Source organism: Nitrospirota bacterium (genome assembly GCA_016194305.1).
Classification (GTDB): Bacteria; Nitrospirota; Nitrospiria; order JACQBW01; family JACQBW01; genus JACQBW01.
This window is the reverse complement of the sequence record JACQBW010000029.1, coordinates 1-26,759: the sequence shown is the minus strand read 5'-3', so window position 1 is coordinate 26,759 and position 26,759 is coordinate 1. Positions and strand designations below refer to the sequence as shown.

General features: G+C 46.1%; 30 protein-coding genes and 1 pseudogene. 14 read left to right on the top strand and 17 right to left on the bottom strand.

Going from position 1 to position 26,759, the window contains the following annotated elements:
* Positions 1 to 238: exopolysaccharide biosynthesis protein (locus HY200_09125; protein ID MBI3595106.1), on the top strand; the 238-nt coding region annotated here is incomplete at its 5' end.
* A 255-nt stretch (positions 239 to 493) separates the two neighbouring features.
* Here the strand turns inward: HY200_09125 and HY200_09120 are convergent.
* The 5 genes and pseudogenes from HY200_09120 to HY200_09100 form a co-directional block, all read right to left on the bottom strand.
* Positions 494 to 1,162: a hypothetical protein gene (locus HY200_09120; GenBank protein MBI3595105.1), complete on the bottom strand. Its 669-nt coding sequence runs from the start codon at positions 1,160 to 1,162 to the stop codon at positions 494 to 496.
* Positions 1,163 to 1,274: 112 nt separating this feature from the next.
* Positions 1,275 to 1,925, bottom strand: coding sequence for a hypothetical protein (locus HY200_09115; GenBank protein ID MBI3595104.1), 651 nt, complete (start codon positions 1,923 to 1,925; stop codon positions 1,275 to 1,277).
* A 285-nt stretch (positions 1,926 to 2,210) separates the two neighbouring features.
* Positions 2,211 to 2,414, bottom strand: coding sequence for an antitoxin (locus tag HY200_09110; GenBank protein ID MBI3595103.1), 204 nt, complete (start codon positions 2,412 to 2,414; stop codon positions 2,211 to 2,213).
* 1 nt (position 2,415) lies between these two features.
* Positions 2,416 to 2,715 (bottom strand): annotated as a pseudogene (locus HY200_09105) (BrnT family toxin).
* 167 nt (positions 2,716 to 2,882) lie between these two features.
* On the bottom strand, positions 2,883 to 3,740 hold the full coding sequence (locus tag HY200_09100) for a methyltransferase domain-containing protein (protein ID MBI3595102.1): 858 nt from the start codon (positions 3,738 to 3,740) through the stop codon (positions 2,883 to 2,885).
* A 338-nt stretch (positions 3,741 to 4,078) separates the two neighbouring features.
* Here HY200_09100 and HY200_09095 point away from each other — a divergent pair, with 338 nt between their 5' ends.
* Positions 4,079 to 4,423, top strand: coding sequence for a hypothetical protein (locus tag HY200_09095; GenBank protein MBI3595101.1), 345 nt, complete (start codon positions 4,079 to 4,081; stop codon positions 4,421 to 4,423).
* A gap of 409 nt (positions 4,424 to 4,832) precedes the next feature.
* On the opposite strand, the gene HY200_09090 is transcribed toward HY200_09095, so the two are convergent.
* The gene (locus tag HY200_09090; protein MBI3595100.1) at positions 4,833 to 5,714 is read right to left on the bottom strand and encodes a hypothetical protein; all 882 of its coding nucleotides are present in this window, start codon (positions 5,712 to 5,714) and stop codon (positions 4,833 to 4,835) included.
* Positions 5,715 to 6,026: 312 nt separating this feature from the next.
* On the opposite strand from HY200_09090, the gene HY200_09085 reads away from it, so the two are divergent.
* On the top strand, positions 6,027 to 6,329 hold the full coding sequence (locus HY200_09085; protein MBI3595099.1) for a hypothetical protein: 303 nt from the start codon (positions 6,027 to 6,029) through the stop codon (positions 6,327 to 6,329).
* Here HY200_09085 and HY200_09080 read toward each other — a convergent pair.
* From HY200_09080 to HY200_09070, 3 genes are read right to left on the bottom strand one after another with little or no spacing between them, the layout of a single operon-like run.
* Positions 6,326 to 6,568, bottom strand: a complete 243-nt coding sequence (locus tag HY200_09080; protein MBI3595098.1) for a GIY-YIG nuclease family protein — start codon at positions 6,566 to 6,568, stop codon at positions 6,326 to 6,328. The genes HY200_09085 and HY200_09080 overlap by 4 nt on opposite strands.
* A gap of 20 nt (positions 6,569 to 6,588) precedes the next feature.
* Positions 6,589 to 7,410, bottom strand: a complete 822-nt coding sequence (locus HY200_09075) for an ABC transporter permease (protein ID MBI3595097.1) — start codon at positions 7,408 to 7,410, stop codon at positions 6,589 to 6,591.
* A complete protein-coding gene (locus HY200_09070) occupies positions 7,407 to 8,330 on the bottom strand; it encodes an ABC transporter permease (protein MBI3595096.1) in 924 nt (307 codons plus the stop codon). Before HY200_09070 ends, HY200_09075 begins: the two co-directional genes overlap by 4 nt.
* Positions 8,331 to 8,421: 91 nt before the next feature.
* Between HY200_09070 and HY200_09065 the strand changes: the two genes are divergently transcribed.
* Genes HY200_09065 through HY200_09055 form a run of 3 tightly spaced genes read left to right on the top strand, consistent with a single transcriptional unit; the run spans position 8,422 to position 10,909 of the window.
* Positions 8,422 to 9,498, top strand: a complete 1,077-nt coding sequence (locus HY200_09065) for a phosphotransferase (GenBank protein MBI3595095.1) — start codon at positions 8,422 to 8,424, stop codon at positions 9,496 to 9,498.
* The gene (locus tag HY200_09060; GenBank protein MBI3595094.1) at positions 9,498 to 10,226 is read left to right on the top strand and encodes a nucleotidyltransferase family protein; all 729 of its coding nucleotides are present in this window, start codon (positions 9,498 to 9,500) and stop codon (positions 10,224 to 10,226) included. Before HY200_09065 ends, HY200_09060 begins: the two co-directional genes overlap by 1 nt.
* 5 nt (positions 10,227 to 10,231) lie before the next feature.
* A complete protein-coding gene (locus tag HY200_09055; protein MBI3595093.1) occupies positions 10,232 to 10,909 on the top strand; it encodes a hypothetical protein in 678 nt (225 codons plus the stop codon).
* Here the strand turns inward: HY200_09055 and HY200_09050 are convergent.
* The 5 genes from HY200_09050 to HY200_09030 all read right to left on the bottom strand — a co-directional run bounded on the left by HY200_09050 (position 10,906) and on the right by HY200_09030 (position 17,032).
* Positions 10,906 to 12,453: an ABC transporter substrate-binding protein gene (locus HY200_09050; GenBank protein MBI3595092.1), complete on the bottom strand. Its 1,548-nt coding sequence runs from the start codon at positions 12,451 to 12,453 to the stop codon at positions 10,906 to 10,908. The genes HY200_09055 and HY200_09050 overlap by 4 nt on opposite strands.
* Positions 12,422 to 13,675 carry an ATP-dependent Clp protease ATP-binding subunit ClpX gene (gene clpX / locus HY200_09045; protein ID MBI3595091.1) on the bottom strand — a complete coding sequence of 418 codons (1,254 nt, stop codon included), beginning with the start codon at positions 13,673 to 13,675 and terminating at the stop codon, positions 12,422 to 12,424. Before clpX ends, HY200_09050 begins: the two co-directional genes overlap by 32 nt.
* A complete protein-coding gene (gene clpP, locus HY200_09040; protein MBI3595090.1) occupies positions 13,675 to 14,289 on the bottom strand; it encodes an ATP-dependent Clp endopeptidase proteolytic subunit ClpP in 615 nt (204 codons plus the stop codon). The genes clpX and clpP overlap by 1 nt, the downstream gene beginning before the upstream one ends.
* A 101-nt stretch (positions 14,290 to 14,390) precedes the next feature.
* A complete protein-coding gene (gene tig, locus HY200_09035; GenBank protein MBI3595089.1) occupies positions 14,391 to 15,659 on the bottom strand; it encodes a trigger factor in 1,269 nt (422 codons plus the stop codon).
* A 143-nt stretch (positions 15,660 to 15,802) separates the two neighbouring features.
* The gene (locus tag HY200_09030) at positions 15,803 to 17,032 is read right to left on the bottom strand and encodes a hypothetical protein (protein MBI3595088.1); all 1,230 of its coding nucleotides are present in this window, start codon (positions 17,030 to 17,032) and stop codon (positions 15,803 to 15,805) included.
* A gap of 122 nt (positions 17,033 to 17,154) precedes the next feature.
* Here HY200_09030 and HY200_09025 point away from each other — a divergent pair, with 122 nt between their 5' ends.
* The 4 genes from HY200_09025 (at position 17,155) to HY200_09010 (ending at position 20,483) form a co-directional block, all read left to right on the top strand.
* Positions 17,155 to 17,436, top strand: coding sequence for an HNH endonuclease (locus HY200_09025; protein ID MBI3595087.1), 282 nt, complete (start codon positions 17,155 to 17,157; stop codon positions 17,434 to 17,436).
* A gap of 99 nt (positions 17,437 to 17,535) precedes the next feature.
* Positions 17,536 to 18,399, top strand: a complete 864-nt coding sequence (locus tag HY200_09020; protein ID MBI3595086.1) for an MBL fold metallo-hydrolase — start codon at positions 17,536 to 17,538, stop codon at positions 18,397 to 18,399.
* Complete coding sequence (locus HY200_09015) at positions 18,396 to 19,649, top strand: FAD-dependent monooxygenase (protein ID MBI3595085.1); 1,254 nt, start codon at positions 18,396 to 18,398, stop codon at positions 19,647 to 19,649. Before HY200_09020 ends, HY200_09015 begins: the two co-directional genes overlap by 4 nt.
* An 18-nt stretch (positions 19,650 to 19,667) precedes the next feature.
* A complete protein-coding gene (locus tag HY200_09010) occupies positions 19,668 to 20,483 on the top strand; it encodes an endonuclease/exonuclease/phosphatase family protein (GenBank protein MBI3595084.1) in 816 nt (271 codons plus the stop codon).
* Here the strand turns inward: HY200_09010 and HY200_09005 are convergent.
* Positions 20,414 to 21,967: an MFS transporter gene (locus HY200_09005; GenBank protein MBI3595083.1), complete on the bottom strand. Its 1,554-nt coding sequence runs from the start codon at positions 21,965 to 21,967 to the stop codon at positions 20,414 to 20,416. The genes HY200_09010 and HY200_09005 overlap by 70 nt on opposite strands.
* On the bottom strand, positions 21,967 to 22,239 hold the full coding sequence (locus HY200_09000) for a hypothetical protein (GenBank protein MBI3595082.1): 273 nt from the start codon (positions 22,237 to 22,239) through the stop codon (positions 21,967 to 21,969). The genes HY200_09005 and HY200_09000 overlap by 1 nt, the downstream gene beginning before the upstream one ends.
* 213 nt (positions 22,240 to 22,452) lie before the next feature.
* On the opposite strand from HY200_09000, the gene HY200_08995 reads away from it, so the two are divergent.
* Together HY200_08995 and HY200_08990 are read left to right on the top strand one after the other, a co-directional pair.
* Entirely contained in the window at positions 22,453 to 23,979 is a 1,527-nt protein-coding gene (locus HY200_08995; protein MBI3595081.1) for a HAMP domain-containing protein, read from the top strand.
* Positions 23,980 to 24,033: 54 nt separating this feature from the next.
* Positions 24,034 to 24,837, top strand: coding sequence for a tetratricopeptide repeat protein (locus HY200_08990; protein MBI3595080.1), 804 nt, complete (start codon positions 24,034 to 24,036; stop codon positions 24,835 to 24,837).
* Positions 24,838 to 24,854: 17 nt separating this feature from the next.
* Here HY200_08990 and HY200_08985 read toward each other — a convergent pair whose 3' ends face one another.
* Complete coding sequence (locus HY200_08985) at positions 24,855 to 25,229, bottom strand: VOC family protein (GenBank protein MBI3595079.1); 375 nt, start codon at positions 25,227 to 25,229, stop codon at positions 24,855 to 24,857.
* Positions 25,230 to 25,410: 181 nt separating this feature from the next.
* On the opposite strand from HY200_08985, the gene HY200_08980 reads away from it, so the two are divergent.
* Together HY200_08980 and HY200_08975 are read left to right on the top strand one after the other, a co-directional pair.
* Positions 25,411 to 25,728, top strand: a complete 318-nt coding sequence (locus HY200_08980) for a hypothetical protein (protein MBI3595078.1) — start codon at positions 25,411 to 25,413, stop codon at positions 25,726 to 25,728.
* Between the two features lie 69 nt (positions 25,729 to 25,797).
* Positions 25,798 to 26,759 (top strand): hypothetical protein (locus HY200_08975; protein ID MBI3595077.1); only part of this gene is annotated, 962 nt, incomplete at its 3' end.

The window sequence follows — 26,759 nt, the reverse complement described above, 5'->3', positions numbered from 1 at the left end:
TACCACCTTTAGCGGTTTACTCATCACCTCATGTGCATTTCTTCTGATGCTCCCAATTCCTATACCATTTACAAACACTCTGCCTGCGATATCTATCGCCCTCATAGCAGCGGGAATGTTAGATGAAAATGGAGCGATTATTTTAACTGGATACCTTATGGCAGGAATCTCCTATAGCTACATATTTTTCCTCGGGTTCCTAGGAAATTCGGGACTTGATCTTTTTCGATTCATTTAGTTTACGCCAAAGGCACACTTATTTGACCGATTGATCCCCTGTAAATATCCACTTTCTTGAATCTTTTTTGCCTGTCCTTAAACCACTTGTTTAGGAGACAGTCCTGGAATTTAATGCCAAAGACTACGCCTACGAGACTATAATATTTGAAAACCTTAAAATTGAGGAATCTCAATAGAAACCTTTAGCCAATTGTACCGGTCGTAACTTACCCATTGATCATATTTCCTCTCGTGTCACCCAAATCACTATTTGTTACCTCCAGGTCACTTCCTCCCACATGAGGTGCAAAAAGGTCTCGAACGGAGGAAAATTCTTGGGATTGGCTTCTTTAGAACGGACCCAGAGATCGATTTCCATCCCTGCGGGATCGGTCTCACCGCCTGGAAGAACTCGTTTGGAAGGATACCGAACAATATGAGACTTCGGATTACGCGACCGTTCCATGACCATGAAATGGGCAGAATAGTCCTTTAACAATACCTGATCATTCTTTAAAACATCCGCCGTTCCCCAACCTGCAAGATACAACCATGTTTTAGGATAGAGAGGATCACCGTTACCGGAATCACCATGCTCATAGACCCTCGCGGCAATTCCACCATCCTGGTAAGGGGCTTTCGCTGAAAACCGGTTAAAAATAATTTTAAAGCGGTCCTGGCCCTCTGTAAATTCCGCTACCACGGAACCGCCATTCTCCAGTTCATTGACATTTATATCAATCTGGCCTTGAACCGATTGGAGATGTTGTCCGGCATAGTCCATATGATCCCAAGGTATTTGATCCTTCGTGCTGCCTACTAAAGTTGTACGTTGTCCCGTCACATGAAATTGTCCGCTGTAGTAGGAATTCTCGTTGGACTTAAAAATTCTTGTACCTTCTTCCTTCTTCGGAGTGCCAAATTGCATGGGTTCGTCTCCCATAGAAACTCCAGAAAACAAGAAACAAATCATAACCCCTAATATAAAACCTCTGCTTAAAACTTTATGCCAATTCACCATTTTACCCTCGCTTTCGGATGTTCGTAATCCTATTTTAATTGGATATTCCCAATCTTTGATTATTTACCAGAATTAAGGTGAAACCTACTATACCCGCAATGACCAAACCAAAATCCTCTTTAATTCCTAAGTTTATGGCCGCACTCACCCCGATAAAAGACCACAATAATGGAATCACGATGAGATAAATCGGTACCCTTTCCGTCGCCCAGAGCAATATTCCAAATGTGAATATCGTTGTGGGGCAAGGGGCAACACCAAATACAGGCATTCGAGGATAGATGTGACCAAAATAGTAATTGAAGATTGGATAGACAACCAAAGCGTAAGCAATAAAAATGGCACCTATTACCGGTGGAATACCCGACATTAATTTGAATGAGAGATGTTGTTTGATATTGCCAAAGTAAACAAATAGCAAAGCTTGAATGATAAAAAAGGCTCCGAACAAATAAGCGGCCCTGTTTATCACACTGAAATACCCGATGAAGTACACAAACCCCATCAATAACCAAAAAGCAGCCAGAATTCCAGTTATAATCTTATCGGTCTGAGATATTCTCTTAATGGATACCAGAATTGCTCCTATCGCAAGGATGTAGGCAACAAATTGAATTGGCTGAATTGCCCGATTATATTTTTCAAAGACCTCAAGAAATTGATCTAAAGTAAAAGGGAATTTCATCTGCGAAGTGTACAGTCATTGTTTGCGACAATGCAATTTTATATTCCTGTTATAATGAGGATTGCCAAATGTAATCTTGGATAAAATGAGGAAAGGTGGATTTGAAGATTCCTGGAAGTATTTGAGTTGTTTAGTGTGATTGGACTAATATTAGAACGATCGGAATTATGAATCGCGAAAAAGTATTTCATGGACTTTTTTAAGAATCTTTATGACCCTCGTCCCGCATACCCTCATCACTACCCAACATGGAAATCCTATGATTCTTTTGCCAGATTCATAAAATCATTCTGGATTCCCGGATACATGCCCATTCAACTTCTGGTTGTTTTTTCGGCTTTCACATTCACGCAGGTAAAAATCAATCAAAGTTTGATAAGGAATCTCTTCTTCTTTAGAAAGACCTTTGAAATAGTCAATAACCTCTGAGCTAAGATTGATCCCGATAGCTTTCTTTTTTGAGGCATCAGGATTTTTTACAGCTTTCATTTTAGAAAAATCTTATTCCTTCTTCATATCTTTTAATTTCCTTTTTCGTCATTTTTCTAGCCGAAATGATTCGAATAATGTCATGCTTCTTTCTTTCGAAAAATACAACGACCAAAACTCTAGTAAATCCACTCAATCCCAACAAAATAAAGCGGTCCTCGTCGTTTGAGCAGTCCTCATCCTAAAATTCCAAACCTTTTGGATCGTCAAAAACCTGTTGGGCCTCCTCAAACCAAATCCCGTGTTTTTGACGATTAGATTCATTTTTTCGTTCATCCTACTCAGACTCAATTATGTCTATGCTATAGCTATGTATTATATATATATCAAATCAAAACCGCCGATGCCCGGTGAGACTATATTTGGATTATTTATTCCAGGCAGAAAGGTGCGATGAAATTAAATTGGGCTGAATGCTGACTTCGGGCAGGTCTCTTGATCTTAAATTTCTCTAATTTTAGTGGTGAGTCATAGAGGCTTACGAGCGATGACCATTCGAATGGTCATCGGAAGGTGAATCTCTTTACCAAAAGCATAACGAGCTACATCGGTTTTAATCTCTTTTTCAAGAGCGTTTTTTTGTTCAGGAGTGAATTTCTCAATGATATTTTGAATTGGCGCAGCCATGTCCATCAAACTCCCATGGAATTCTTCCGGATCCTTGAAAACTGAAACCCCTTCAAGTGTGTCATCGGAGATTCCGATCAATCCGGCCTGTTTGGCCATTCCGAGAAGGTCTCCCTCCTTGGCAAGCCTGAAAATTCCGGGGTGTTCGGGATCAGGGGGAGGCAGGTTAGTAAACTTTTTGATGGTATCCATAGCTAGCCGCAGGTAGGGATTTTGTTCGGGAGCAGCCCAGACCGCTGCTGACAAATACCCTCCGGGTTTCAATACCCTGGCAATTTCCCCGACAGCCTTTGGAATCTCAGGAAGAAACATCAAGCAAAAACGGCTGATGACGGCGTCAAAAGATTGATCTTCAAAAGATAGAACGGTCACATCACCCGTCCGAAAACTGATATTCTCCAATCCGAGAGTCTTCGCCTTTTCCCGGGCGACCTGGAGCATGTCCCCGGCCAGGTCTTGACCAATGACTCTTCCTGTTTCTCCTACGGCCTGAGCTGCCAAGAGCGCCGGATAGCCGGTGCCTGAGCCCAAATCAAGAACTCTAAAGCCTGATCGAAGTCTGGCGTCCCCAACTAGTCGAAAATTTACAAACGACATATTCCGGTCGATCAGGGTGTCCCACTTTTCCCACCCTTTCGCGACTCGGTTCCAGTCTCTTTGCTGGGACTCAACGATTTCTTTTGATTTTGGACTTACCATAATGTCAATTTATATCCTATTTCTAAATACTATTGCAAATCAGGGAAAGAGAGATTTGATTCTGAAAAACCCCCGGATCCATATTCAAAGATTTGCGTTAGTAACCTTCGATGTTTTTAGTAAACACGAACGGTGTCCGTCAATCTAGGGAAAGATCACCCGACTTTATTCTATTCTCCCGCAATAGATCCATTAAATGGGCCAGGTGCCCATTATTGTTCTTATTTCCATTAATCATTAATATTACATAACCTATTGTTTTTAAACAGTTTTAATTTATAAATTTGACAGAATCACCATTTATCCTATAATTAAAGCTGGGAAAAGGAGGTGGGAAGATGATTGATCAAGTGACCGAAATTCAGAAAGAACTTTCTCGAATCGCTTGTCCTCAATGTAACAAATCAAACTTTGACCTCGTTTTACAATGCCAGGTCGGCTATGAAGAGTGCCAATATGATGCCCGCTGTCTGGCTTGTCATCACACCTTTGCGGTCACGACGGAATCCAAAAATCTGGCGAATAAGCACCCGAACCTGGAAAAAGAACTAAAAAGTTTGCGCTGTGAGAAATGTCGTCACCAGGGTGCGAGACTTTCCTTCCGATGTGATCTAAAAGAGAATTCCTGTCTTTATGTTGCCATCTGCGAAAAATGCGGTCATCCTTCACACGAATATCGATAAGATTGGGCCATTTGAGCTAAAGAGGCCAAAGGGAGCATGGCAAATTACTCAAAATTCAATAAATTGGGAGAAATAAAATGGCAGAAAATATATCGGAATTTAAAAAATTACATCGATGTCCGGAATGCAATTCAGTCAACACAACCGCTTCGCAGTCACATGGCAAATTTTTTATTAGCTGTAATGACTGTAAAAAGAAAAGTCCATTAGAAGGGATGAAAAAAGCGGCTTAGCCGATGAAACGATTTGCTATTTTAAGCCTGATACCCTTTAAAAGGTGTCAGGCTTTTTTATTGAATGGAATGGGGTGTTACACTCTTTTAACCTGACAAGACCCGGATAAGATTTTGAAAATCTCCCAAATACAGAGTAAGTTCCCAAGACGCGGTGGTCAATATTACGAGTGGCTCTATTTGATCGCCAGGAAAGAGTCAGTCACTCTCCCAACAGGAGAAATTAAAGAGCCAAGGGGAGAGATAAACGGACTTGGGGAGATCGTCTGATTGTCTTTCGGCGACGGGATGTGATCGTCTCTATGTCCTGAATCGATCCCACCCGAGTGATGAGGATGATTCTCAAATGATCCGGTACGGGGTGAGGGAACAAAATAAGTCGTATAGAAATAATTGTTGGACGGATATACCTCAACTGTTGGAATGACCGCGGAAGCGGGATGATTTCCGGGCAGAGAAGGTTCCGCTGGCACGGTTGGTGATTCTAAGGGCACCGGAACGGAAGGAGACAAGATTTTCTCGCGAGGTGATCCCCCGGGTACGTTCAAATTGAGGAGGGCGGCCGCTGTGTCAAATGCGATGAGGACCTCCTCCGATGTGAGCGGAATTCTTTTTGCCGTTGCTGCCGCTTCGGTCAATTTCCGCAGGCGCACTGTCAGTTCCAGAGTCATGACTTGATTCAGCTTCCACTGACCCAGAGGAGGCGAGATCCGAAAAGTGTTGAGTAACGTGCCCGCCTTTTTTTCAGCTGAGATCTGACCAAAGCCGAGTTCCTTTACCAACTGAAGGGCAAATTCCCCTTGAGAAACTTTCTGAGAGGTATGGTCCGGCGTCATGGCCTCCGTTACTGTCAAGTCAATTTCATTGGCGACATGCAAGTCAGGATAGTCCGACGCTATCTCCACATGAACCCCTTTTGGAGCAAAGGTGGGATCATCGGAAAGGGTCAACATGCCTTGATCATCTTTCCATGAATATAATCGGGTCGAATGGGCAGGAATCGAAGTGAGAATGACGGAGAGCAGTATCAATAGAGTTAGAACAATTCTGGAAGACATTATCTTACTCAATTCTTAAGATGAGTGAGCCTCTTGCATGGATGAGCCTCACTTCATTCTAATGCTCCGTTCATCCAAAATTCAAGAAATGAATTGATCCACCCGCTTAGTTTTTTAATACCTGCTTTGGCACAATTGTTTCGTTTCGTGTCTATCTTTTTCTTTATATTATCTCTATAATTCCTCTCAGATTCTTATTTATTCAGTTTTTAGGTAAATTTGGAGAAAATGATGGATCCCATCCTGGAAGTGAAAGTGACGACGTCAGAACAGACGGTTTCGGAAAAGGCTTTTGTTGAAAATTATCGTTATTTGGAAACAAAGGTCCATGCACTTGCCGTTGAAAAAGGATGGTGGGATCAGGAAAGGAATAATGGAGAGGCGATTGCTCTTATGCATTCAGAATTATCTGAAGCACTCGAAGCCCTGAGAAAGGGAAATCCCCCGGACAATAAGCTCTCCGATTTTAGCAGTGTGGAGGTTGAACTGGCGGATGTCATCATCCGGATCATGGATATGTCTGCCAATCGAAAATGGCGGGTGGCCGACGCCCTGGTAGCCAAACACGAATACAACAAGAGTCGTCCCCATCGACATGGCGGAAAAAAGTTTTAAGAGACAACCAGCATTTTTTTCTTGGCCGCAGTCAATTTTTTAATTTCACGTTCCCGTCGTAGCGCCGACCCGAGATCTTCAGCCTTTTCCTGATAGACTAAAGTGACAGGCCCTCTCCCGCGAGTATATTTAGCCCCTGTGCCGGAATGATGTTCTGATATTCGGCGGGCGAGATCCTTGGCAATTCCCGTATAAAAGGTGTTGTCTGCGCAGCGCAGGATATAAACATGCCAGGGAATACTTGGTTCAGGAATCTTATTCAAGGAACGTTACTCTGGCGGACATCCATTGCATCTCGCATTCCGTCACCGACAAAATTCAGTCCGAGTACCGTCAACATGATTGCGATTCCAGGGAAGGTGGTTAAATGAGGCGCCAGGAGAAGAAACTGTCTCCCTTCCGCCAGCATTGAACCCCAGCTGGGAGTAGGGGGTTGAACACCCAATCCCAGGAAACTCAGACCCGCTTCTGCGATAATTGCCCCGGCCATTCCAAAGGTTGCTTCAATTATAACAGGGGCCATGATATTGGGAAGAATATGCCGGATCAAGACCCTGAATGTCGAAGCGCCATTTGCCTGGGCCGCCTGGACATATTCCAGTTCCCTGACTGACAAGATCTGCCCCCGGATTATTCTGGCATACCCGACCCACCCCATAATACAGAGGGCTACCAGCACGTTTCGAAGGCTGGGTCCGAGTACCGCTGTGATGGCGATGGCGAGAAGAATTCCGGGAAAAGCGAGGAAAACATCGACAAGTCGCATGATGACTTCATCCAGGACTCCGCCGAAATAACCTGCGATGGATCCAATCAATAGTCCAACCATCAACGAGATTGAGACGACAGATAATCCTACCAGTAGCGAAATTCTCGAGCCGTATATCATCCGGCTCAGAATATCCCGGCCCAGTTTGTCCTGTCCGAGCAGATGGTGGGTCGATGGCCCGTTGAGCCCTTCCTGAAGGTGTTGTTCCGACGGGTCAAATGGGGCAATCTGAACCGCAAAAAGTGCGGCCAAAATAAATGTGACCAAAAGGCAGAACCCGATCACGGCAAATTTATTTTTTGTGATTTTCATTTCTGGTATTTTATCCTCGGATCTATAAAAGCGTAAAGGAGGTCAGTCCCGAGATTGATAAAGACATAGGTGAGAGAAATCATTAACACACATCCCTGTACCAAGGGATAATCCCGGGCACTGATCGCCTGAACCGTCAGCCGGCCGATGCCGGGCCAGGAAAAAATCGTTTCAGTAATGATCGACCCCGCAAGGAGTCCTCCAAATTGAAGCCCGACAATGGTTACGACCGGAATGAGGGCATTCCTCAAAGTATGTTTAAGGACTACTTGAATCTGGGGAATTCCTTTTGCCCGTGAACAGAGAATATACTCGCGATTCTTGACTTCCAGAAGAGATGAACGGATCATCCGGGTTAAGATCGCGGCCATGCCGAGGCCGAGCGTAATTGCGGGAAGAACAAAATCCATGAATCCTTCTTTTCCGGATACCGGGAACAGGTCAAATTGAACCGAGAAAAGCAGGATGAGCAATGGACCAAGCCAGAAGTTGGGGAGTGAGACTCCTAAGAGGGAAAAAAACAGGGAGCACGAATCGACGATCGAATGTTGTTTCAGCGCCGAAAGCGTTCCGAGAGGCAGTGCGATCAAGATAGCGATGGCCATGGCAAACAGGGCGAGTTCCAGGGTATTGGGGTAACGGCCCAATATCGTGGGGAGCACAGCCTTCTTCGAATGAAGAGACATGCCGAGGTCTCCATGACACAATCGGCCCAGGAAATGAAGATATTGTATGCCCAACGGTTCATTGAGATGGAGTGCGTGGGTCAGACTGACTCGATCTGCCGCCGAAGCATTCTCTCCAAGCATAATATCGACCGGGTCTCCAGGGATCAGATGAATCAAGAAAAAGACCAGTGTCACAACGCCAAGAACGACAGGAATAACGAGCAAAATCCTTCGGATAATATATGAACTCAAATCTGTTCTTAGCCCCCGGAGTTCTTGCATTATTCCACATTTGCAAGGCTCTTTCAATTGACTTGACTTCCTTTTCATGTAAAATTATAGCATGAAATTGAATCGTCCCGAGCTGACTCCCGAAAATCTTCTTAAGCAGATCCAGACAGAAATTGAACCCAAAGCGACGAGCGTCAACCTGACCCCTCTTACCGGCGATGCTTCGAACCGTTCCTATATCCGGTTGGATATTCGGTTGAACAATCAAAGCCGTCGAAGTCTGGTTATCATGGTTTTGGCCGAACCGGAACCTTTTAAACAATCTGAAGAAAAGGAGAGCGGTTCAGTTAAAATTGCGGAACTCCCTTTCTTGAATATCCAAAGATATCTTTCGGCTTCTGGTATCGCGGTTCCGGAAGTATACTATCACGATCAAATCAATGGACTGGTTTATCTTGAAGATCTGGGGGATCTGACTTTCGAAGAGGTCGTTAAAAAAAGGTCGGATAAAGAATTTCGGGAATATTACCGGCGCGCGATTGATACATTAATTCATTTGCAGAGGTGCGAAAAAAAGGCAAGTTCCTGTATCGCATTTGAAAGAAGTTACAACCATCCCCTGCTGGTCTGGGAATTTGAACATTTCCGCGAATACGGAGTCGAAAAGAAGTCCAACCGGACCGTCTCTCTCGATGATTCTGTAGTCTTGAAAGAAACTTTTCATCGCATTGCGACGCTCATTTCCTCGGAAGCGTCTGTTCTGGTCCACCGGGATTATCATTCGCGAAATCTGATGGTTCAGAAAGAAGCCCTCCGGGTGATTGATTTTCAGGATGCATTGTTGGGACCTCCTCAATACGACCTCGCTTCTCTTCTGAGAGACTGTTACATGACTCTTCCTGAAGAGCTGATTGATGAACTTCTGGAATATTATCTTGCCCGTAAAGAGAAGGAGGATCATATCTCCATTAACCGGCTTCAGTTCAGATATCTCTTCGACCTGGTCTCTCTTCAACGAAACATGAAAGCCGCCGGCCGGTTTGTCTTCATCGACCGCGTTAAAAAGAATCCAAATTTTTTAAAATATGTTCCCAAGGCCCTGAAAGATATATCCATTAACATAAGAAAATATCCTGAATTAAAATTGTTTCGAGAAGTTTTACTCCGCTATCTTCCCGAGCTTGCCTGATGAAAGCGTTTGTCCTTGCGGCTGGTCTCGGCACCCGTCTCCGCCCTCTGACGCTTACCACTCCAAAACCCCTGATTCCCCTCAATGGCCAACCGCTGGTCTCCTATACACTCCGGTATCTTAAATATTATGGAATAACCGATATTTATATGAATCTCCATCACCTGGGCGAGAACATCAAGCAAGCGTTAGGTGATGGAAGCGTCTTGGGCGTAAAGATTACCTATTCAGAGGAGTCCACCATTTTGGGGACGGGCGGAGGAATCAAAAAACTGGAAAAATATCTCGGAGCAGACCCGTTTCTGGTGATTAATTCGGATATTCTGACCGGCTTTCCATTAGATCAATTAATCGAATTTCATGAACAAAAAAAAGGTCTGGCGAGTCTCGTTTTACGGGAAGACCCGGATGCGGATCGCTATGGACCCATCGAAATAGATTCCGATGGCAGGATTCGGACCATTTTAAGAAAAGGGGGGACTTTCTCAGGCAAATTAAAGAAGCTGATGTTTACTGGAATTCATCTGGTTGAACCCGATCTGCTTCACGCGATTCCTGAAGATGTTTTCCATTCAATTACAGATACTTATATTGATCTTTTGCTTCAGGAACAAGCCCTGAATGGACTTGAAATGCAAGGGTTTTGGAGAGATTTGGGAACTTTGGAAGAATATGGTAAGATAGATCAATTATTGATCGAAGGGAAAATTGTACTCCCTTACCTCTAAAATCCATGTTTTCCAATGCTGTCAAACAGAAACTCTTTGTCCTCTTTTTTTTTATCATCGCCGGATGTGGCTTAGGTGCCCCGGGCAACGGCCATGACCCCAATCTTCCTTTACCGGTCATCATTTCGGATTTGCCAGTGATAGTCGACCATAAGAAGGGTGCGATCATCATTACACCTGACGGGATGGCCAAGCTTTCGATTTCCCAAACCGCCCTGAGTGCCGATACCACTTTTCAAATTGTATTGTATAGGATCAGTCCAAAAGGGGGGCCGGTCTATTACTTAGGGCTAACTAATTCACCGGATACGGATCCGCCGGGGCCGGATCACGCGCTCTATTCATTTTCTCCCGTTTTGGTCCCTAATTTAATTCCTGGACAAAAATTGACCTTGACGCTTTATTATGATCCGGTTCCTTTTCCAATGTACGAACCGAGGATTGTTAACTCTCCTACCACACCTAATGTCGTTGAAACTGACCTGAGACTGGGAGTATTACAGGACAATGGCGATTATACCTTGAGATGCTGGGAAAAGGTATTTCTGGATGCACCTTCGATTATCCCCGGACAAGTCCTCCACAACGTTACGACTCATGATACCACCGAGCTCGGTATTTTTGGAGTGACTTCTTTTTATTCCTATACCTGTTCCTACAATTTCATCTATCCCCCTCACTAATCCCAATATAATTCTTTGAGATGAAAGAAATCACCGGAGGGGTCAGAAATAAATCCTTTGAGACCCTTCTTTAAGACCGCTACATTGGAGAAGGTCCAGAGATTGATATAGGGGAGCTCTTCTGAAATGATTTTTTGAATCTTCTCATATATGATTTTTCGTTTCTCCGGGTCCAGAGTAACCCTGCCTTCTTCGACCAGACGATCAATTTCAGCATTGCTGAAATGACCCCGGTTCGCGCCGAGCGGCGGAATACTGGAGGAATGAAAAAGATCGTAATAGATGTCGGGATCCTGAATGCCGACCCAACGCAGCGAATAGAGTTGAAAATTACCCGATTTGATATCTGAATAGAATGTGCCCCACTCATAGGTCCGGATCTCCATCTGAATGCCGACCTCTTTGAACTGCTGTTGTATGACCTCTCCGATTCGTTTTGAAAGATCATTCTGGGAAGTCTTGAATATCAGTTTAAACCGCGGCTCACCCCCGGGGGGAAGGATCAGACCCGCTTCATCCAGGAGTTTTTTGGCTTTCATCGGAGCATAGGCATATTTTTCAACATCCCCATAATACGCCCAGTGAGAGGCGGGGATCAGTCCTGTCGCCGGTTTTCCCAGTCCTTTTAAAACTTCATCGATAATGATTTCCCGATTAATGGCATAGGCCATCGCCTGACGCACCTTTTTTCTTGAGAGAATCGGATCTTGAAGATTCAATCCCAGATAGGCATACGTCGTCCCTTCTGTTTTGAAAACGGTAAAATGAGAATCTTTCTCGAGGAAGGGGAGAAAATCAGGGGGGAGGGCATTCTCAAGAAAATCAAGGCTCCCCTTCTGAAGTTCCATCTCTCGGATAGTGTCCTCGGGAATAATCTTGATGATAATCTCTTTGATTCGAGCCGGCGTGCCGTAGTAATGGCTGTTGCTTTTTAAGACGAGCTTTTCATCCGGAATCCATTCTCGAAGCTGGTAAGGCCCGCTTTCAACGCTGTTTCCCGATATTTTTGAAACGATTCCCATGGTGAGATTGAAAAGGAAAGGAGCGTACGGTTTTTTAAGATAAAAAATAACGGTTTCAGGATCCGGGGTCTCGATGTGATCGATGGCTTCAAAGGTTTTTCTGTGTGGAGAAGCGGTGCGTGGGTCAAGGATTGATTCAAAGGTAAATCTGACGTCTTCGGAAGTCAGGGGAGATCCATCGCTGAACTGGAGGTTTTTTCTTAAATGAAATACATAGCGGGTAGGACCGGGGATCTCCCACGATTCCGCAAGGTCTCCCCTTATCTGGGATGAAGAATCGAGGCGCACCAGCCGGCTGAAGAGGAGGGAGCCGATCCGTTGAGCATAAGCATCGGTTGCCAGCCTGGGGTCTAACTGAGGAGGTCCCGCTTCAATGCCTATTTTAAGCGATTTATCAGAGGGTTTCTGATGAGGGCTGCAGCCAAAAATAGAAAAAACGGCGAGAAAAAAAATGGCCAACGATTGAACCATCTGGCCGAAGGAAAGGGTTTTAAGCAGATTTGACTCCCTTTTCATTTTCATAAAAAAGGATTGGTTTCCCGGCTCCGGAGATTGTCTCTTCCGTGATCAGACACTCCCGCACGTTTTTCAGGGAGGGGAGTTCATACATGACGTCCAGCATCACCTCTTCGAGAATGGCCCTCAATCCTCTCGCACCGGTTTTTTGGGCGTGTGCTTTACGGGCCACCGCCGAAACTGCCGCTTCGGTAAAACGAAGTTTCACCTTTTCAAAGGAGAAGAGTTTTTCATACTGTTTCAAAAGGGAGTTTTTCGGTTCTGTCAGAATCCGGATGAGTGCGGTCTCATCGAGGTCCATCAGCGTCGCGATAACAGGAAGACGGCCGACAAATTCTGGAATCAAACCATATTTCAGGAGATCTTCCGGTTGGACGCTGGCCAGAAGTTCTCCCACTTTCCGTTCATTTTTCCCTTTGATATCGGCACCGAATCCCATCAATTTCTTGTTTTTCCTCTGTTCAATGATATTGTCCAACCCGACAAAGGCGCCTGCGCAGATAAATAGAATATTGGAAGTATTAATCTGGATAAATTCCTGATGGGGGTGTTTTCTGCCTCCCTGCGGAGGAACATTGGCAACGGTCCCTTCAATTAATTTTAAAAGCGCCTGTTGTACGCCTTCGCCGGAAACATCTCGTGTAATCGAAGGTGAATCGCTCTTTCGGCTGATTTTATCAATTTCGTCTATGTAGACAATGCCGCGCTGAGTCCGTTCGACGTCATAGTCCCCCGCCTGAAGAAGTTTTAGAATAATATTCTCAACGTCTTCTCCCACGTATCCCGCTTCGGTGAGCGTGGTGGCATCGGCAATGGTAAAAGGGACGTCGAGAATCTTGGCCAGCGTTTGAGCCAACAAGGTCTTTCCGGTTCCCGTCGGACCGATCATCAGGATATTCCCTTTGTGGAGCTCGACGTCATCGGCCTCCACCTTTGCGCTGATCCTCTTGTAATGATTATGAACCGCGACGGAAAGAATTTTTTTTGCCCGATCCTGTCCAATGACATACTGATCAAGAATTTTCTTGATTTCCGCCGGTTTGGGAAGCTTGGAAGTGACGGCCTCTTTTCCTTCTTCCCATTCTTCAGCAATGATATCGTTGCACAGATCAATACATTCATCGCAGATATATACCGTGGGTCCCGCGATCAGCTTTCTGACCTCTTCACGGCTTTTTCCGCAGAATGAACATTTCAAACCATCGCTGATTTTATCTTGTTTTGCCATTACATTCCCTCTTCTGACTTCCCTTTTTTATCCTGAGGCGCTTTTTCAATCACTTCGTCGATCAGGCCATATTCTTTTGATTGAGCAGCAGACAGAAAATAATCCCGTTCCGTGTCGACCTGGATTTTCTCCATCGGCTGTCCGGTATGTTTCACCAGAATCTCGTTGAGACGCTCTCTCATTTTCAAGATCTCTCTGGCATGGATCTCAATGTCGGTGGCCTGGCCCTGGAATCCGCCAAGGGGCTGATGAATCATAATTCTCGAATTGGGAAGAGAAAACCGCTTTCCCTTTGCACCGGCACAGAGAAGCAGAGCTCCCATGCTGGCGGCCTGCCCGATGCAGATTGTCGAAATGTCAGGGCGGATATATTGCATCGTGTCATAAATGGCCAGGCCGGCCGTGACCAGGCCTCCCGGACTATTGACATATAAATTAATATCCTTCTGGGGATCTTCCGCTTCTAGAAAAAGAAGCTGGGCAATAATCAGATTAGCGAAGACATCATCAATGGGTGCTCCAATAAAAATAATCCGGTCTTTTAGAAGGCGGGAATAGATGTCATAGGCCCGCTCTCCCCTGCTTGTTTGTTCGATAACCATCGGTACTAACATAATTTGTTTAGCTCCCCTCTATCTTATTCAGGGGCCTGCGCGAACAACGCTCAATGCCCCCGAACCCCGCGTTACGCACTGGCAAAGCCAGTTGCCTAACGCTATTCTTCTTCGATTTTGGCTTTTGAAATCAGGTAAACCAGCGTCTTGTCTTCCAGAAGCCGGGATTCAATTCCCGAAAGCGTCCCTTCGACTTCCATAATATTCTTTTTTACCTCTTCGGGTTTTATTTTTGCTTCGCGTGCAATCAGTTGAATCTCGTGTTCAACCTCTTGTTCCGCGACAGAGAGTCCCTCTTTTTGAGCGACGGCATACAAGATGAGCCCCCCTTTGACCCTTTCACGGGCCAGCGGATCAAATTTCTTCTTAATCGATTCAAAATCGGTCAATCCTTCGCGTCGAATCTCCTCGTCTCTCATACCGCGGAGAATGCGGACGAGTTCCCTTGAAATCAATCCTGGAGGAAGTTCCAATTCATGTTGTTCATTCAGTTTCTTAATGATTTCATTTTTCAGGAGAGATTCTTTTTCTCTTTTAAAACGTGCGACCAGCTCTTCTTTCAGCTTGCTTTTCAGAGTTTCAATTGAATCGAGACCAAAATCCTTGGCAAACTCTGCGTCGAGTTCCGGGAGAAGCTTTTTCTTGATCTCCTTAACAGTCACCTTAAAAAGGGCCTCTTTTCCTTCGTTAACTGCAGGTTTGATCCCCTTGGGAAGCGTCAGTTTAAATTCAACCTTTTCCCCTCTCTTTTTTCCAATCAGATGCTCCTCGAATCCGGGTATGAGCGCTTTCGACCCGATTTCAACGGAGTACCCATCGGCTTTTCCCCCTTCCATCGGTTTATCGTCGATAAAACTTTCAAAGTCCAGGGTAACGAAATCCTTTTCCTCGATCGCGTGCTCAGCGTCCCATGGTTCGAGCGCGCCTTGCATCTCCCGCAAGGATTGCAGGCTATGATTGACATTTTCCTCATTCACTTCCAGTTTCTTGATTTTGACCGGAAGATCGATATAATTTTTTAATTCAAATTGAGGTCGGACTTCAACAGTAGCCTTGAAGGAGAGGGGTGCATTCTTTTCCAGGGCAACCTTTTCAATCTGGGGGTATTCAATAGGATCTAATCCCGATTCCTCAACCGCCCGATGATAATAGTCTGGAATTAACTTTTTCAGCACGTCATCTTTCACTTCTTCAGAAAATTTCTTCTCGAGAATTGCTTGCGGGACCTTCCCTTTTCGAAATCCGGGAAGCTTGGCTGTCTTGCTAAGATGGGAATAGGCATGTGCAATCTCTTCTCTTACTACTTCTTCCGGGATTTCTACGGATAGTGTCTTTTTTACGGGAGTAATTTCTTCAACTGCATATTTCATGAATGTTTTTTCCTTAATAATTCTTTAATTGTATCGGGAAAAATGAAGTTTAAACAGAGATGATTTCTATATTGATAGACTCGGGAACAGGATTGATATTCATGTTTAGTTATCTTATATAATCCTCCTGCCAAAGTCAATCTTCAATCTGATTTTTTGACTCTCCAGAGCGGTAAAATGCGCGTTCCTGGCAGATCGTCAGGGCGATCAATTGAGATTAAATCCCCCCTTTTCAGGTCCCGAAAGATCTGATTCGAAGTGCGGACTTCTCGATTCAGAAGATAGAACCGCAATCTTCCCGATTCATTGCAGAGAAAGGCTTCCTTTTTACCTTTCGTGGTCATGATTTCGCTTACCATTCTCCATTGCTGACTGGAGTGATGGGGAGCCTTTCCCGGCCGGGAGAGGATCAAGTAGGAATATTTCAGAGCATCTTTTTTCAGTCCGATTCTTTGATCGATGTTCTGAATCCAGGCGGGTGCACCCCATTCTTTCTCCTGATGGCACCAGTCTTTTTCCGAGCCCTGGGGTTCCATAATCGGACAGGGATGCTGGTGAAGGCAGGGAGCGATGATTGAGGCCGAGTCTTGCATCACAATTAGATTTCTCAGCGCGAGCAGGTTTCGGGATGTTTTTCGAAGCGCGGGCTCAATGACGAAAATAATTCCTTCGGGAGTCAAGAGGGTCATGAGATTCCGGATCCATTCTGACAGAGCAGAAAGGGAGTCGCCGTTTTCGATCATTTCGTTCAGCAAATTTCCAAGAATAATCATTTCGAACCCGCCGGTTGATTCGGAAAATTTCGTTGTCACTTTTTCCTGAATCGTCCGAGGAATAAAGCGAATAGCTCTTTCCGCCAGGACCGTTTCCAAAAACCGGGTATATTGGGAAAATAGCTGTTTGAGATACCCGAGCATGCGAGAGTCCTGATCGACCGCGAGATATTCAACGGTCCGGTTCCTCAAAAAGGGTTCAGGATGCCGTCCGCAGAAATCAAGAAGTCCGAGTCCGTGAGTCCCGGGTCCGGCACCTAAATCAAGGATGCGAAAAGGGTTTTTTAAAGCGGTCTCACTGTCCTCTAAAAAAAAGGGGTGATTGGAGTGGGATCTCTTGAAATCGAGCAGGATTGCGGGTAGTTTGAAAAGATTGGACGGGAGAAAGTAGGAAAGATAGGCCAGAGGATATTCTCCGGATGTGAGAGTCGTGGATAGGGGAGAAGCACCCCGTTTTTGATTGAACAGATCGGAAAGTCTTCCGATTTCAGGAGAGACTTTCTTCAGAAAATCTTCCGTTCGATGATGGCCGCTCTCTCGTAAAGAAAGCGTTTCAATGATTTTAATGAATGATTCGGGAAACTCAAAATACGGTTGCACGGGAAGACTCCGGTTCGTATTCACTATAGGTGAAACGGATTCGTTATTTCAACCTGTTCAATCGGGAAATGGAGGAGTCAGGGCGGTTGTTTTGACACTTTAATTCAGATAAAATGAGGAGCATGGAAGAGTATTTTATAACGGAAATTTCTGAGGAGGAGATCCGGAAAGAGAAAAACAAGGCCCGTGAATTGAGAGCTTCCCAATGGTGGAAACGAAAGAAAAGCCTGGGGCTCTGTTATTACTGTCACCAGAGATTTCGTCCCGCCGAATTGACGATGGACCATATTGTTCCGATCAGCCGCGGAGGAAAAAATAATAAAGGGAATGTGGTGCCCGCCTGCAAAGCCTGCAATTCAAATAAAAAGCAGTTCCTTCCAATTGAAATGACACCCCCGTCATAATCCTTCATTTCTGTTCAGGCGGTTTCCCGAGCCGCTCAAGTTGCTTGTGAAAAAAGCACTCTTTTGATATTCTAAAATCTCTCTTTTTCAGGACGATCGGTGAACTTAGAAGACGAGTTTGGGGACATTATTTTAAAAGCGAGAGCTGGCCTGGGACTTTCGGTTGACCAGGTTTCAAAGGCCACCGGCATGACCAAACTGGAAGTCACTCAGTTAGAGGCCTATGCCAAAAATCCCTCTCCGCAGGAGTGCAATCTCTTCGCAGAACTCCTTCACTTAACCCCCTCCCGATTGTTGAAAATTGTCACCCGGGAGTATTTCCCGAGTCCGGTGCCCTCAGCCGCGGTCAAGAATGTCCTGACCCTGGTGGGCCACATTGGAACCTATGAAGTAAAAGGTTATCTGGTAGTGGATCTCGGGAGCCGCGATGCGGTGATGATCGACACTGCGAATAATCCGGAGGGAATGCTGGAGGCTCTCAGTCACCATGGCTGGAATTTAAAACATATTTTTCTGACCCACACCCACCAGGATCATATCGGCGGGCTGGAAAAGATCTTAAGAAATATAAAAGTGCCGGTCTATGTCAGTCAGGAAGAAGTTGGGCAATTGGGTCATGTGTGGGATTCAGGTAAAGACCGCGTGGTCAAGGAGGGAGATCAAATTGTCGTGGGGGAGATCGCCTTCAATGTTTTGGAAGTTCCCGGGCATACTGCGGGAGGAAGAGGGTATTTTACCTCCCCGTCAGAGTTTCCGTTTTCAGCCCCTCCCTATGGATTTTTTGGAGACTCCATATTTGCCGGCTCTCTGGGACGCGCCTATTCGCCCGTATCCTATCCCCAGCTTCTTTTTTCAGTCAAAGAGAAGGTGCTGAATCTTCCCGGCGAGACGGTTATTTTTCCGGGCCATGGTCCCGCGACGACGGTGGTAGAGGAGAGGGAACACAATCCCTTTTTTAAATGATGACGAATCCGATTAAAGAAAAGAGTACCGATATCGTGATCGTTGGAGGAGGGATTGCCGGTCTCATGCTGGCGATGATACTCGGCCGTCAGGGAATTCATGTTAGCCTGGTCGAACGGAACAAGGAGCTCATTGCTCATCAAAGAGGTGAAATTCTCCAGCCCAACGGTTTGAAGATTCTTGCGGAACTCGGAATTCTGGAAGAGATCCGACACCACAGTTATTCCGTGAAAGTGTTTCATTTCTATGAAATGACCGGTCCTTTTTTATGCGACATTCGATACGATCTTCTTCCTGCTCCGTTCAATTATGCCCTGATTGCCTCTCCCTATCATTTGCAATCCTTGCTGCTTCAAAAGGCCCTCGAGACCGGTTTTGTCGAGGTCTTGTGGAATACGGAATTTAAAAAGTTAATCCGGAACGGAGAAGAAGTGGTCGGTATTATTGCAAGTCAGGGAGAAAAACAGGTCGAACTTTCCGGAAAAATGGTCGTGGGAGGAGATGGTGGAAAATCGGAAGTTCGAACTGCGCTCGGCATCCGCGCTTCAATCCATCAATATCGAGACAGCTATTTTACGGCGAGGCTCGCCCGTCCCAGGGGATTTAACCAGGATTCGCGTTATTATGTCGGAAACCGGAAAATACTCGCCCTTTTCCCCGTTTCCCGTGAAGACCTTTATCTCCTTTATCTGATTCCAAAAGGCCATCGGCAATCGATTCAGCAAAGAGGTCTGTCGGCATGGAAGGAAGAGCTGTTGTCGATTGATTCGATTCTCGAAGAGCCTCTTGAACAATTAACCAGCTGGTCGCAAGTCCATGAGATGCCGGTTTTTCGAATTCGCGCTTCCTCGTGGGTCTCTTCGGGAGCGGCTCTTCTCGGGGATGCTGCTCATAGTTTTAATCCCCATGTGGCGCAGGGGCGAAATCAGGCGATGGAAGACGCGGTTGCGCTGGCAAAAACGATTGTCCATTGTTTCAACAAGAATGATTTCAGTGACGAAATGCTCCTCCCCTATGAGAAAATCAGAAAAGAGAAGGCTCTGATTTATGAAAGACTCGGAGATGAGCTGACCCTGTTCTGGAATGCGGATCTGAAACCCCTGGTCTGGATTAGAAACCGGGTATTTCGGCAGCTTCAGAAGAAGCCAAAATTAATGTACAAAATGCTTTCGACGGTATCAGGGGTAAAGATTGATCTTTTTTCAGTCGCGGACCGGTTTCGGGCGCTTGGCCTCCTGCCCTACCGATAAGGGTGTTTGATGAATGTGATGACTATTAACTTACGATTCCGGAACCCCCAGGATTGGGACAACCATTGGGATGACCGAAAATTTCTTGTCGTTAATTTGATAGAGAAATATCTTCCCGCGCTGATCGGAACTCAGGAAGGATATAAAGATCAACTGGATGATATCGCACGTCTTTCGCCGGGATATGCGTACCTGGACGCCCAAAAGCTGGTCAGTATCCAGCGGCAATGTCCTACTATTTTTTACAGGCGAGATCTCTTTACGCCACTTACCGCGGGAAATTTCTGGCTTTCTGAAACGCCCGGTTTCCCGGACAGCAAGAGCTGGGATGCGGCCTTTCCCCGCCTGGTGACCTATGCCCATTTCCGGCTGAAGGAAACGGATCAGTCTTTCTTTTTCTTTAACACCCATTTTGACCACCAATCCGCATGGGCCCGCCGTGAAAGTGCCTTTTTGATGATCGAGAAGATCAAGGAGATCAATCCGCAGGATCTGCCTGCCATTGTCGTAGGTGATTTTAATATGGGTTGCGATACGATGGAACATGAACTTTTCACGGGGAAAATAGAAATTGATTCTATTAAAGGATCCTTTCAGAATGTCTGGGAAAAACTGGGAAAGCCGAAACACGGAGCGGAAACCTACCATGGTTTTTCAGGGAAAGGCATGAAGGAGCAGATGGACTGGATTTTGGCCACTTCTCATTTTCGATTTCTGGATATCCAAAAGAACGAAGATAACCAGGATGGAAAGTATCCGACGGATCATTTCCCGGTGCTCGCCAAGCTCGTTCTTCCGTTTACGGCCCACAAAAATAATCCCGAAAGAAAGTAAGCCGCCGAGATTTGGAAGGACTGGGGTGAGGGATCTGTCCAGGGAAGAAAGACTCGACCATTTGAAAAGGGTGAGTGGATAATTCCGAACAAGGAGAAAATTCCTCCCGCAAAGAAGAATGCGGCTCCGGTTTTAAACCGGTGATCGATGATAAAGCTGAGAGCGGAGGCCCAGATCAGCGAAGTAATAATAAATCCGTTAGATAAAGTCAACAGAAGTTGATAGGTCAACGCAGCGTCTCCCTTCAAACTTTCCGGGCGAAATCCTGTTCCGCCCAGAATGGCATTCACTTCAATTAAAATAAGCGATGCCAGAATCGGCGCGGAAGAGATCGCCATCGCCTTGTAATGCCGGATCGGTGTAACCCAATACGACTGGGCCGTGATTTCCAAACCAATAAATATAAGAATAGGGGCTACCGCGGTTTCGGGTATCAGGTTTACGATGAAACCAAGATATCCCAAAATGCCTCCCAATCCAATAAAAAGCGCGGTTCCCAGGGTATAACCCGCACCCCCTCCCATGCCTTTATAGGCCGGTTGTCCGATATAAGGCGTGGTCTGAACGACACCGCCGCATAACCCCGAAAAGAGCGTCGATATGCCGTCGGTCAACAGGATTTGAGTTGCCGGGTATTCGTCGCCCCCCGCTGAAGCGCTTTCGGTGACATCAATTCCGCCGATTAAGACCATCAGGGCAAAGGGGAGTGCCAGAGGAAGGTATGATAGTGCCCCGGGAATGCCGGCGACAAATCCGGCTGTCGGATAGGGAAAGGCAATGTGCCAGAAATTTTCATGCGAAGCCGTATCTTGCGGATAAATTCCGGTTGCAATCAGGAGGTAATAAAGTGCCGTTCCAACCAGAACTCCGGCAAAGGCACCGGGAAGATTGAATGGAAAACGGGCTTTCGCCACGATGGTCATCAGGATGATGGTGAGCGAGAGAAATCCGACAAGCGGTTGATGGAATATCTTAAGCGTCGGGAAAAAAGCGATCAAGGAAAGGGCGATGGCCCCGATCGGTCCCAGCAATCCGGCCCTTGGCACCCAATGCCGGACCTTTTCTCCCGCAAAGGAGAGCGTGATTTTAAAAAGGCCGGCGAGAACGATAATCGCCGTTGAAACTCTCCAGGCGAGTTCGGCGTCGTGCAGAAGGAGAAAAGTGGGACCGATTATTCCGAAAGTAAAGGCGAAAAGAGAAGGGGTATCGATTCCCAAAGGCATGGCGGTCACATCGTTTCGACCAGATTTATTCGCAAGCCGGATGGCCATCCCCGAAAAAACGAGATTGCCGACTAAAATCCCCATGACTGAGCCCGGGATCATTTTAGAATAGACGATTTCCTTGGGATATCCAAATAGCCCGATTAAGATGCCGGACATGAGGACGAGCTGGGTGATATTGTCCAACATCAGGCCGAAGAAAGCGTTTAAATCGCCCGGCCGGATAAGATTTCTTTTAAAGAAGGGAGATAAATCGGCCATCAGGTGGAAGATTTCTTATCATTCCGATAAGCATCGATAACAGACCAGCCGGACAGTCCGAGGAGTCCGATCACGAGCAAAATATAAAATCCCGAATGTGCCAGCGGCTTGCCCGCTGCAAAAGCCGACATCGGCAGATTTCTTCTGAGTTCGGCTCCTAGAATCAAAGATCCTGCCAGAAAGAGTGTTCCCTTAAACCAATCACGGTTGTAAATTTGCCCTGCTCCGGGGATCAATGCTGAAAGAAATGCGGCGACACCCTGTTTCTTCATAATAGAGCTCCCTTCTCGTTATCTTTCATCCAAAGTATACGATATTCCAATATTTTATCAAGAGGTAGAATCGGAGCCCGATGGGAGATCCCCTGTTTCACACTGCTTTGACAGAAATAATGTTAGGCGATAGACTTCTTAAATACCGGTTTTTATTCGAATGCTTCAAAATCTCCGGGCCTTGGATAAATCAGATTAATGAGGAAGCGTTCCATGAGTTTCAAGAAATTCCTCCAGTTCAATTCGATCAGAAAAAAGTTCCTGGTTCCCACACTTTCTCTGACCTTATTTTTGATTTCCCTTTCCGGGGCAATCATTGTCAAGATGAATCAGGGGACCATCTATGCCATGATGGAGGAGCGCGGTAACTCTACCGCCAGTCTTTTATCTCAGATCAGCGCCAACTATCTCCTGAACTATGACCTCTCCGCACTGGAAGGTTTTGTGCAAGAAGGGATGAAAGATCCCGAGATGAAATTCATTCTGTTTTCAGATGCAGACCACAAACCTCTGACCGACACGATTAAAAAGCCACTCAAGACAAATTCGCTGCTGCTCTATTCAAGAGAAATACGAGAAAGGAATGAAACGGGGAAATTATTGGGTTATGTCGAGCTCGGATATGGAAAAGAGGCGATGGCTGCCAGTCTGCGATCAAGCATTGAAACAATTTTTATCTGTAGTCTGGTTGCACTGATTCTTATTATATTGGGGGTGACCTTTCTCTTTAGGGGAATCACACGGCCGATTTTAGATTCGGTCGGGATCGCTGAAAAAATTGCCGAAGGAGATTTAGAGGTGCAAATTCAACCGGGCGCGAACGACGAAGCGGGTCATTTAATGACAGCCATGCAAAACATGATTCGTACAAATCGGGTCATGGCGGCGGCTGCGGTCAGCATATCGGAAGGAAATTTGAGCGTCAAGACGATCAGCCGTTCCAGCCGGGATATCCTGGGCAATGCTTTGGATATGATGGTGAACAAGTTATCCACGACTATTGGCGAAGTCCGAACGGGTGCGAGTCTTGTTGCTTCTGCCGCGGCCCAGGTCGCGACCTCCTCTCAGACCCTTTCGCAGGTGACCACAGAACAGGCCGCATCCGTCGAAGAAACAGGGGCAAGTCTCGATGAAATGCACTCTTCCATCATGCAAACTGCAGAGAATAGCCGCAAAATGGAAAAGATGGCTATGGAAGGGTCTGCTTCCGCCGAAATGAACCGGCAGGCGGTATCGGAGACGGTTGAGGCGATGAAAGCCATCGCTGAAAAGGTGACGATCATCGAGGAGATTGCGTATCAAACGAATTTATTGGCCCTCAACGCGACGATCGAAGCGGCTCGCGCGGGGGTTCACGGGAAAGGATTTTCCGTGGTGGCGACCGAAGTCCGAAAACTGGCCGAACGTAGCCAGACGGCAGCCAAGGAAATTCAGTCGGTTGCCGCCTCCAGCGTTAAAATGGCCGAACGTACTGGGAATATGCTTAAGGAACTGGTTCCGTCTATTCAAAAAACGGCCCACCTGGTGCAGGAAGTGGCTGTTGCGTCCCAGGAACAGTCTTCCGGTGTCAATCAGATTCATAAAGCGATGAACCAGGTAGGCCAGTCAACGCAATTCAATGCATCGGCGGCTGAAGAGCTTTCCCGGACGGCAGAGGAACTGGATTCTCACGCCAGATCATTGATTCAGCTTGTTTCCTTTTTTCATCTCGAAAGAAAAAGCGAAAAATCATCGTTGTAACCCTCCTTTTTTCTACTTTACCCGTTTCTATTTGTGTAAAATAACCCTACTACCATGGAAGACCTAATCTCGCCCCAAAATTTTTCCGATTCCTTTCGTAAAGGGATGATTTTTGCCCATCGTGGCCAGTTTGAAACCGCCCGAAGTTGTTTTGAAGATGCGCTCAGCCAGGAAAGGAATGGAGGAGATCCGAAGCGATTGACGGTCATTCTGGGTAATCTTGGAAATTGTCTGGCCGTATTAGGCAAGGCGCAAGAGGCGAGAACCTGTTACGAGGAAGTCCTGAAACTTCAGCATCAGGCTTCCGATGTCCGGATGATCGGACAAACTTTAGTCAATCTGGGCAATCTTTCAAGAGAGCTGGGTGAGGCCAAACTTGCCGAGGCCTATTATTTGGAAGCGCTCGATTTTCTTGAAAAGGCTGAAGACCATCATTCTTTAGGGCAGTTAAACAGTAATTTTGGTCTCCTGGCTTTTGACTCCGGAGATTTCGGTCAAGCGATTCTCTTTTTTAAGAAAGCGATCGAATTACATAAGAAAACAGGACATGAAGAAGGACTGGCCGCGTCCTGGTATCAGCTGGGAAGGACCTACCAGCGATTGGCCATTCCGTCGGACGGAAATAAAGCTGAGACCTGTTTTAATTACTCATTTATGCACTACCATCATCTCGGCAATCCGTCGGGTGAAGTGGAAGCCTTGCGGGGTCTGGCCGATGTCTATGAAACGAGGCGCGATCTGGAATTGGCTCTGAATTGCCTGAATCGGGCATTGGAAACCAGTCAGAAATATCGATTGGTCCAAATGGAACATGATCTTGAAAGAGCGGATCGCCTGAGCAAGCTTCTCCGGGGTTAGTTTCAGTTCTCCGTTCTCTACTTTTTTGTCATTTCGACGAAGGTCAATCGATTTCCGTCGGGATCATTGATGGAAGAAAAATCCGCTCCGCCCGGGGCGCTTTTTATTTTGCTGAACTTAATCCTCTTAGCCTTCAACTCTGACGTCAACTTTTTGAGGTTTTTGACCCGTATCATAATCCCCCAGCCGCCTTCTGAAAGTTTCTTCTTCATGCCTCCTCTTTTTTTCTCAACTGTATGGAGGCCAATGACGGTGCCGCCGGGCAGATTAAACTCTGCGTAAAAATTCGAGGCCATCGCCGGTTTCAAGCCGATCTTGGAATAAAATAAAATCGATTTCGGGACGTCTTTGACACCTGCCATGACCCATGAATCTGTTATTAATTTTGGCATTTCTGCTTTCCTCCTGTTTAGTTTTTATCCAGAGTAAATAAGTGAATCTCTGATTCTTTCAATGTCCATTTGAATTCAATCTACCCGCAAATGGATATTTTATCAATATCTTGACGCACTGGAAGTGCTCCTTTTCAATATTTGATTGATTCTGAATCGGCATGGGGTATAATCACACACGATGTCTCAACTCAACCGCTCAATCGAAATCATTCAGTGGCAGAAGCGCATCCACTTTTTGACTGTTATTCCAACTCTTTTTCTTTTTCTGTTTCTCTCCGTTTCTGGCGTTGTTCATATCTATACCTACAATGAGTTATGGGAAGACGGGGGATGCACGATTGGTGCATTATTCTGTCACGGTCAGACAGAAGGCTCGGCGACCTGCTTTTTTACCAATCCCCTTCAATTCCGAAATCTTCTTGTTCTGGCGTCTGTCCACGCCTTTCCTTTTAGTTTCTTCCACGATTCTCCCCAAAGGGCACCTCCTCACGCCTGATTTTTTTCTCAGTCAGCTTCAATGACCCTGTTTCAGATTTCTTCTTCCCCAATTTAAGGAGGACCCTTCGTGCTTCGACTTATTATTTTATTCCTATTTCTATTTGACGGCGTGAGTTTCGGTCAAGAGCCCGCTTCAATGCCCCAAAACCCGAATGCCAATTTAAAAATTGGCATGATCGGGAATTTCGTGGGTCATGCAGGAGCGAATTTACCTGATCCCGGGAACAAACTTGACTTTTCGGAAGGCGAGTTAAACCTTCTTGCCGCCATCGATCCCTATACGAACGGAACGTTTGTGATCTCCTTCCCAAGTCAAGGGAACGCAGGGGTTGAGGAGGGGTATTTGACGACAACCGCGCTACCCTGGACCCTTCAGGCCAAGGTGGGAAAATTCCACACCCATTTTGGAAAGGTCAATAAGATGCATCGCGATGCATTTCCTTTCGTCGATCTCCCGATCATGCTTTCCCATCTTTTTAACGGGGATCAATGGTCTGATTCCGGAGGATCTCTCAGCGGACTCATTCCAAATCCCTGGAACCAATTTCTGGAACTCGATATACAAATTTTGAATGGAAATACGGAAGGGAGCTTCAATAATGGCCAGTCGAAAGATCTGGCCTATCTTCTTCATCTGGATTCGTTTCATGAGCTCGATGAGAGTTCGGCGATCGACTGGGGACTTTCCGGGGCCACAGGGGTTAATGATCCGGATGGACAATTCCGGACAACCCTGGAAAGCTTTGATCTGACTTACAAATGGAAACGGCCCGTGACAGGCACTTACCGGTCGTTTGGCTGGGTGACCGAATGGTTTGCAAGTCAGAAGGAGTCCCTCACGGAAACGGTAAAATCAGTAGGGATTTATACTTTTGCGGAGGTTCAGCTGAGCCAGCGATGGTTTGCAGGCGCAAGGTATGATTATGCGGAGCCGATTGACAGTTCTCAAAAGTTGGAAACGGCCGAATCGGCAATTCTAACTTTCAAGCCGTCGGAATTTCAGTCGATCAGGATGCAATATAAACACAC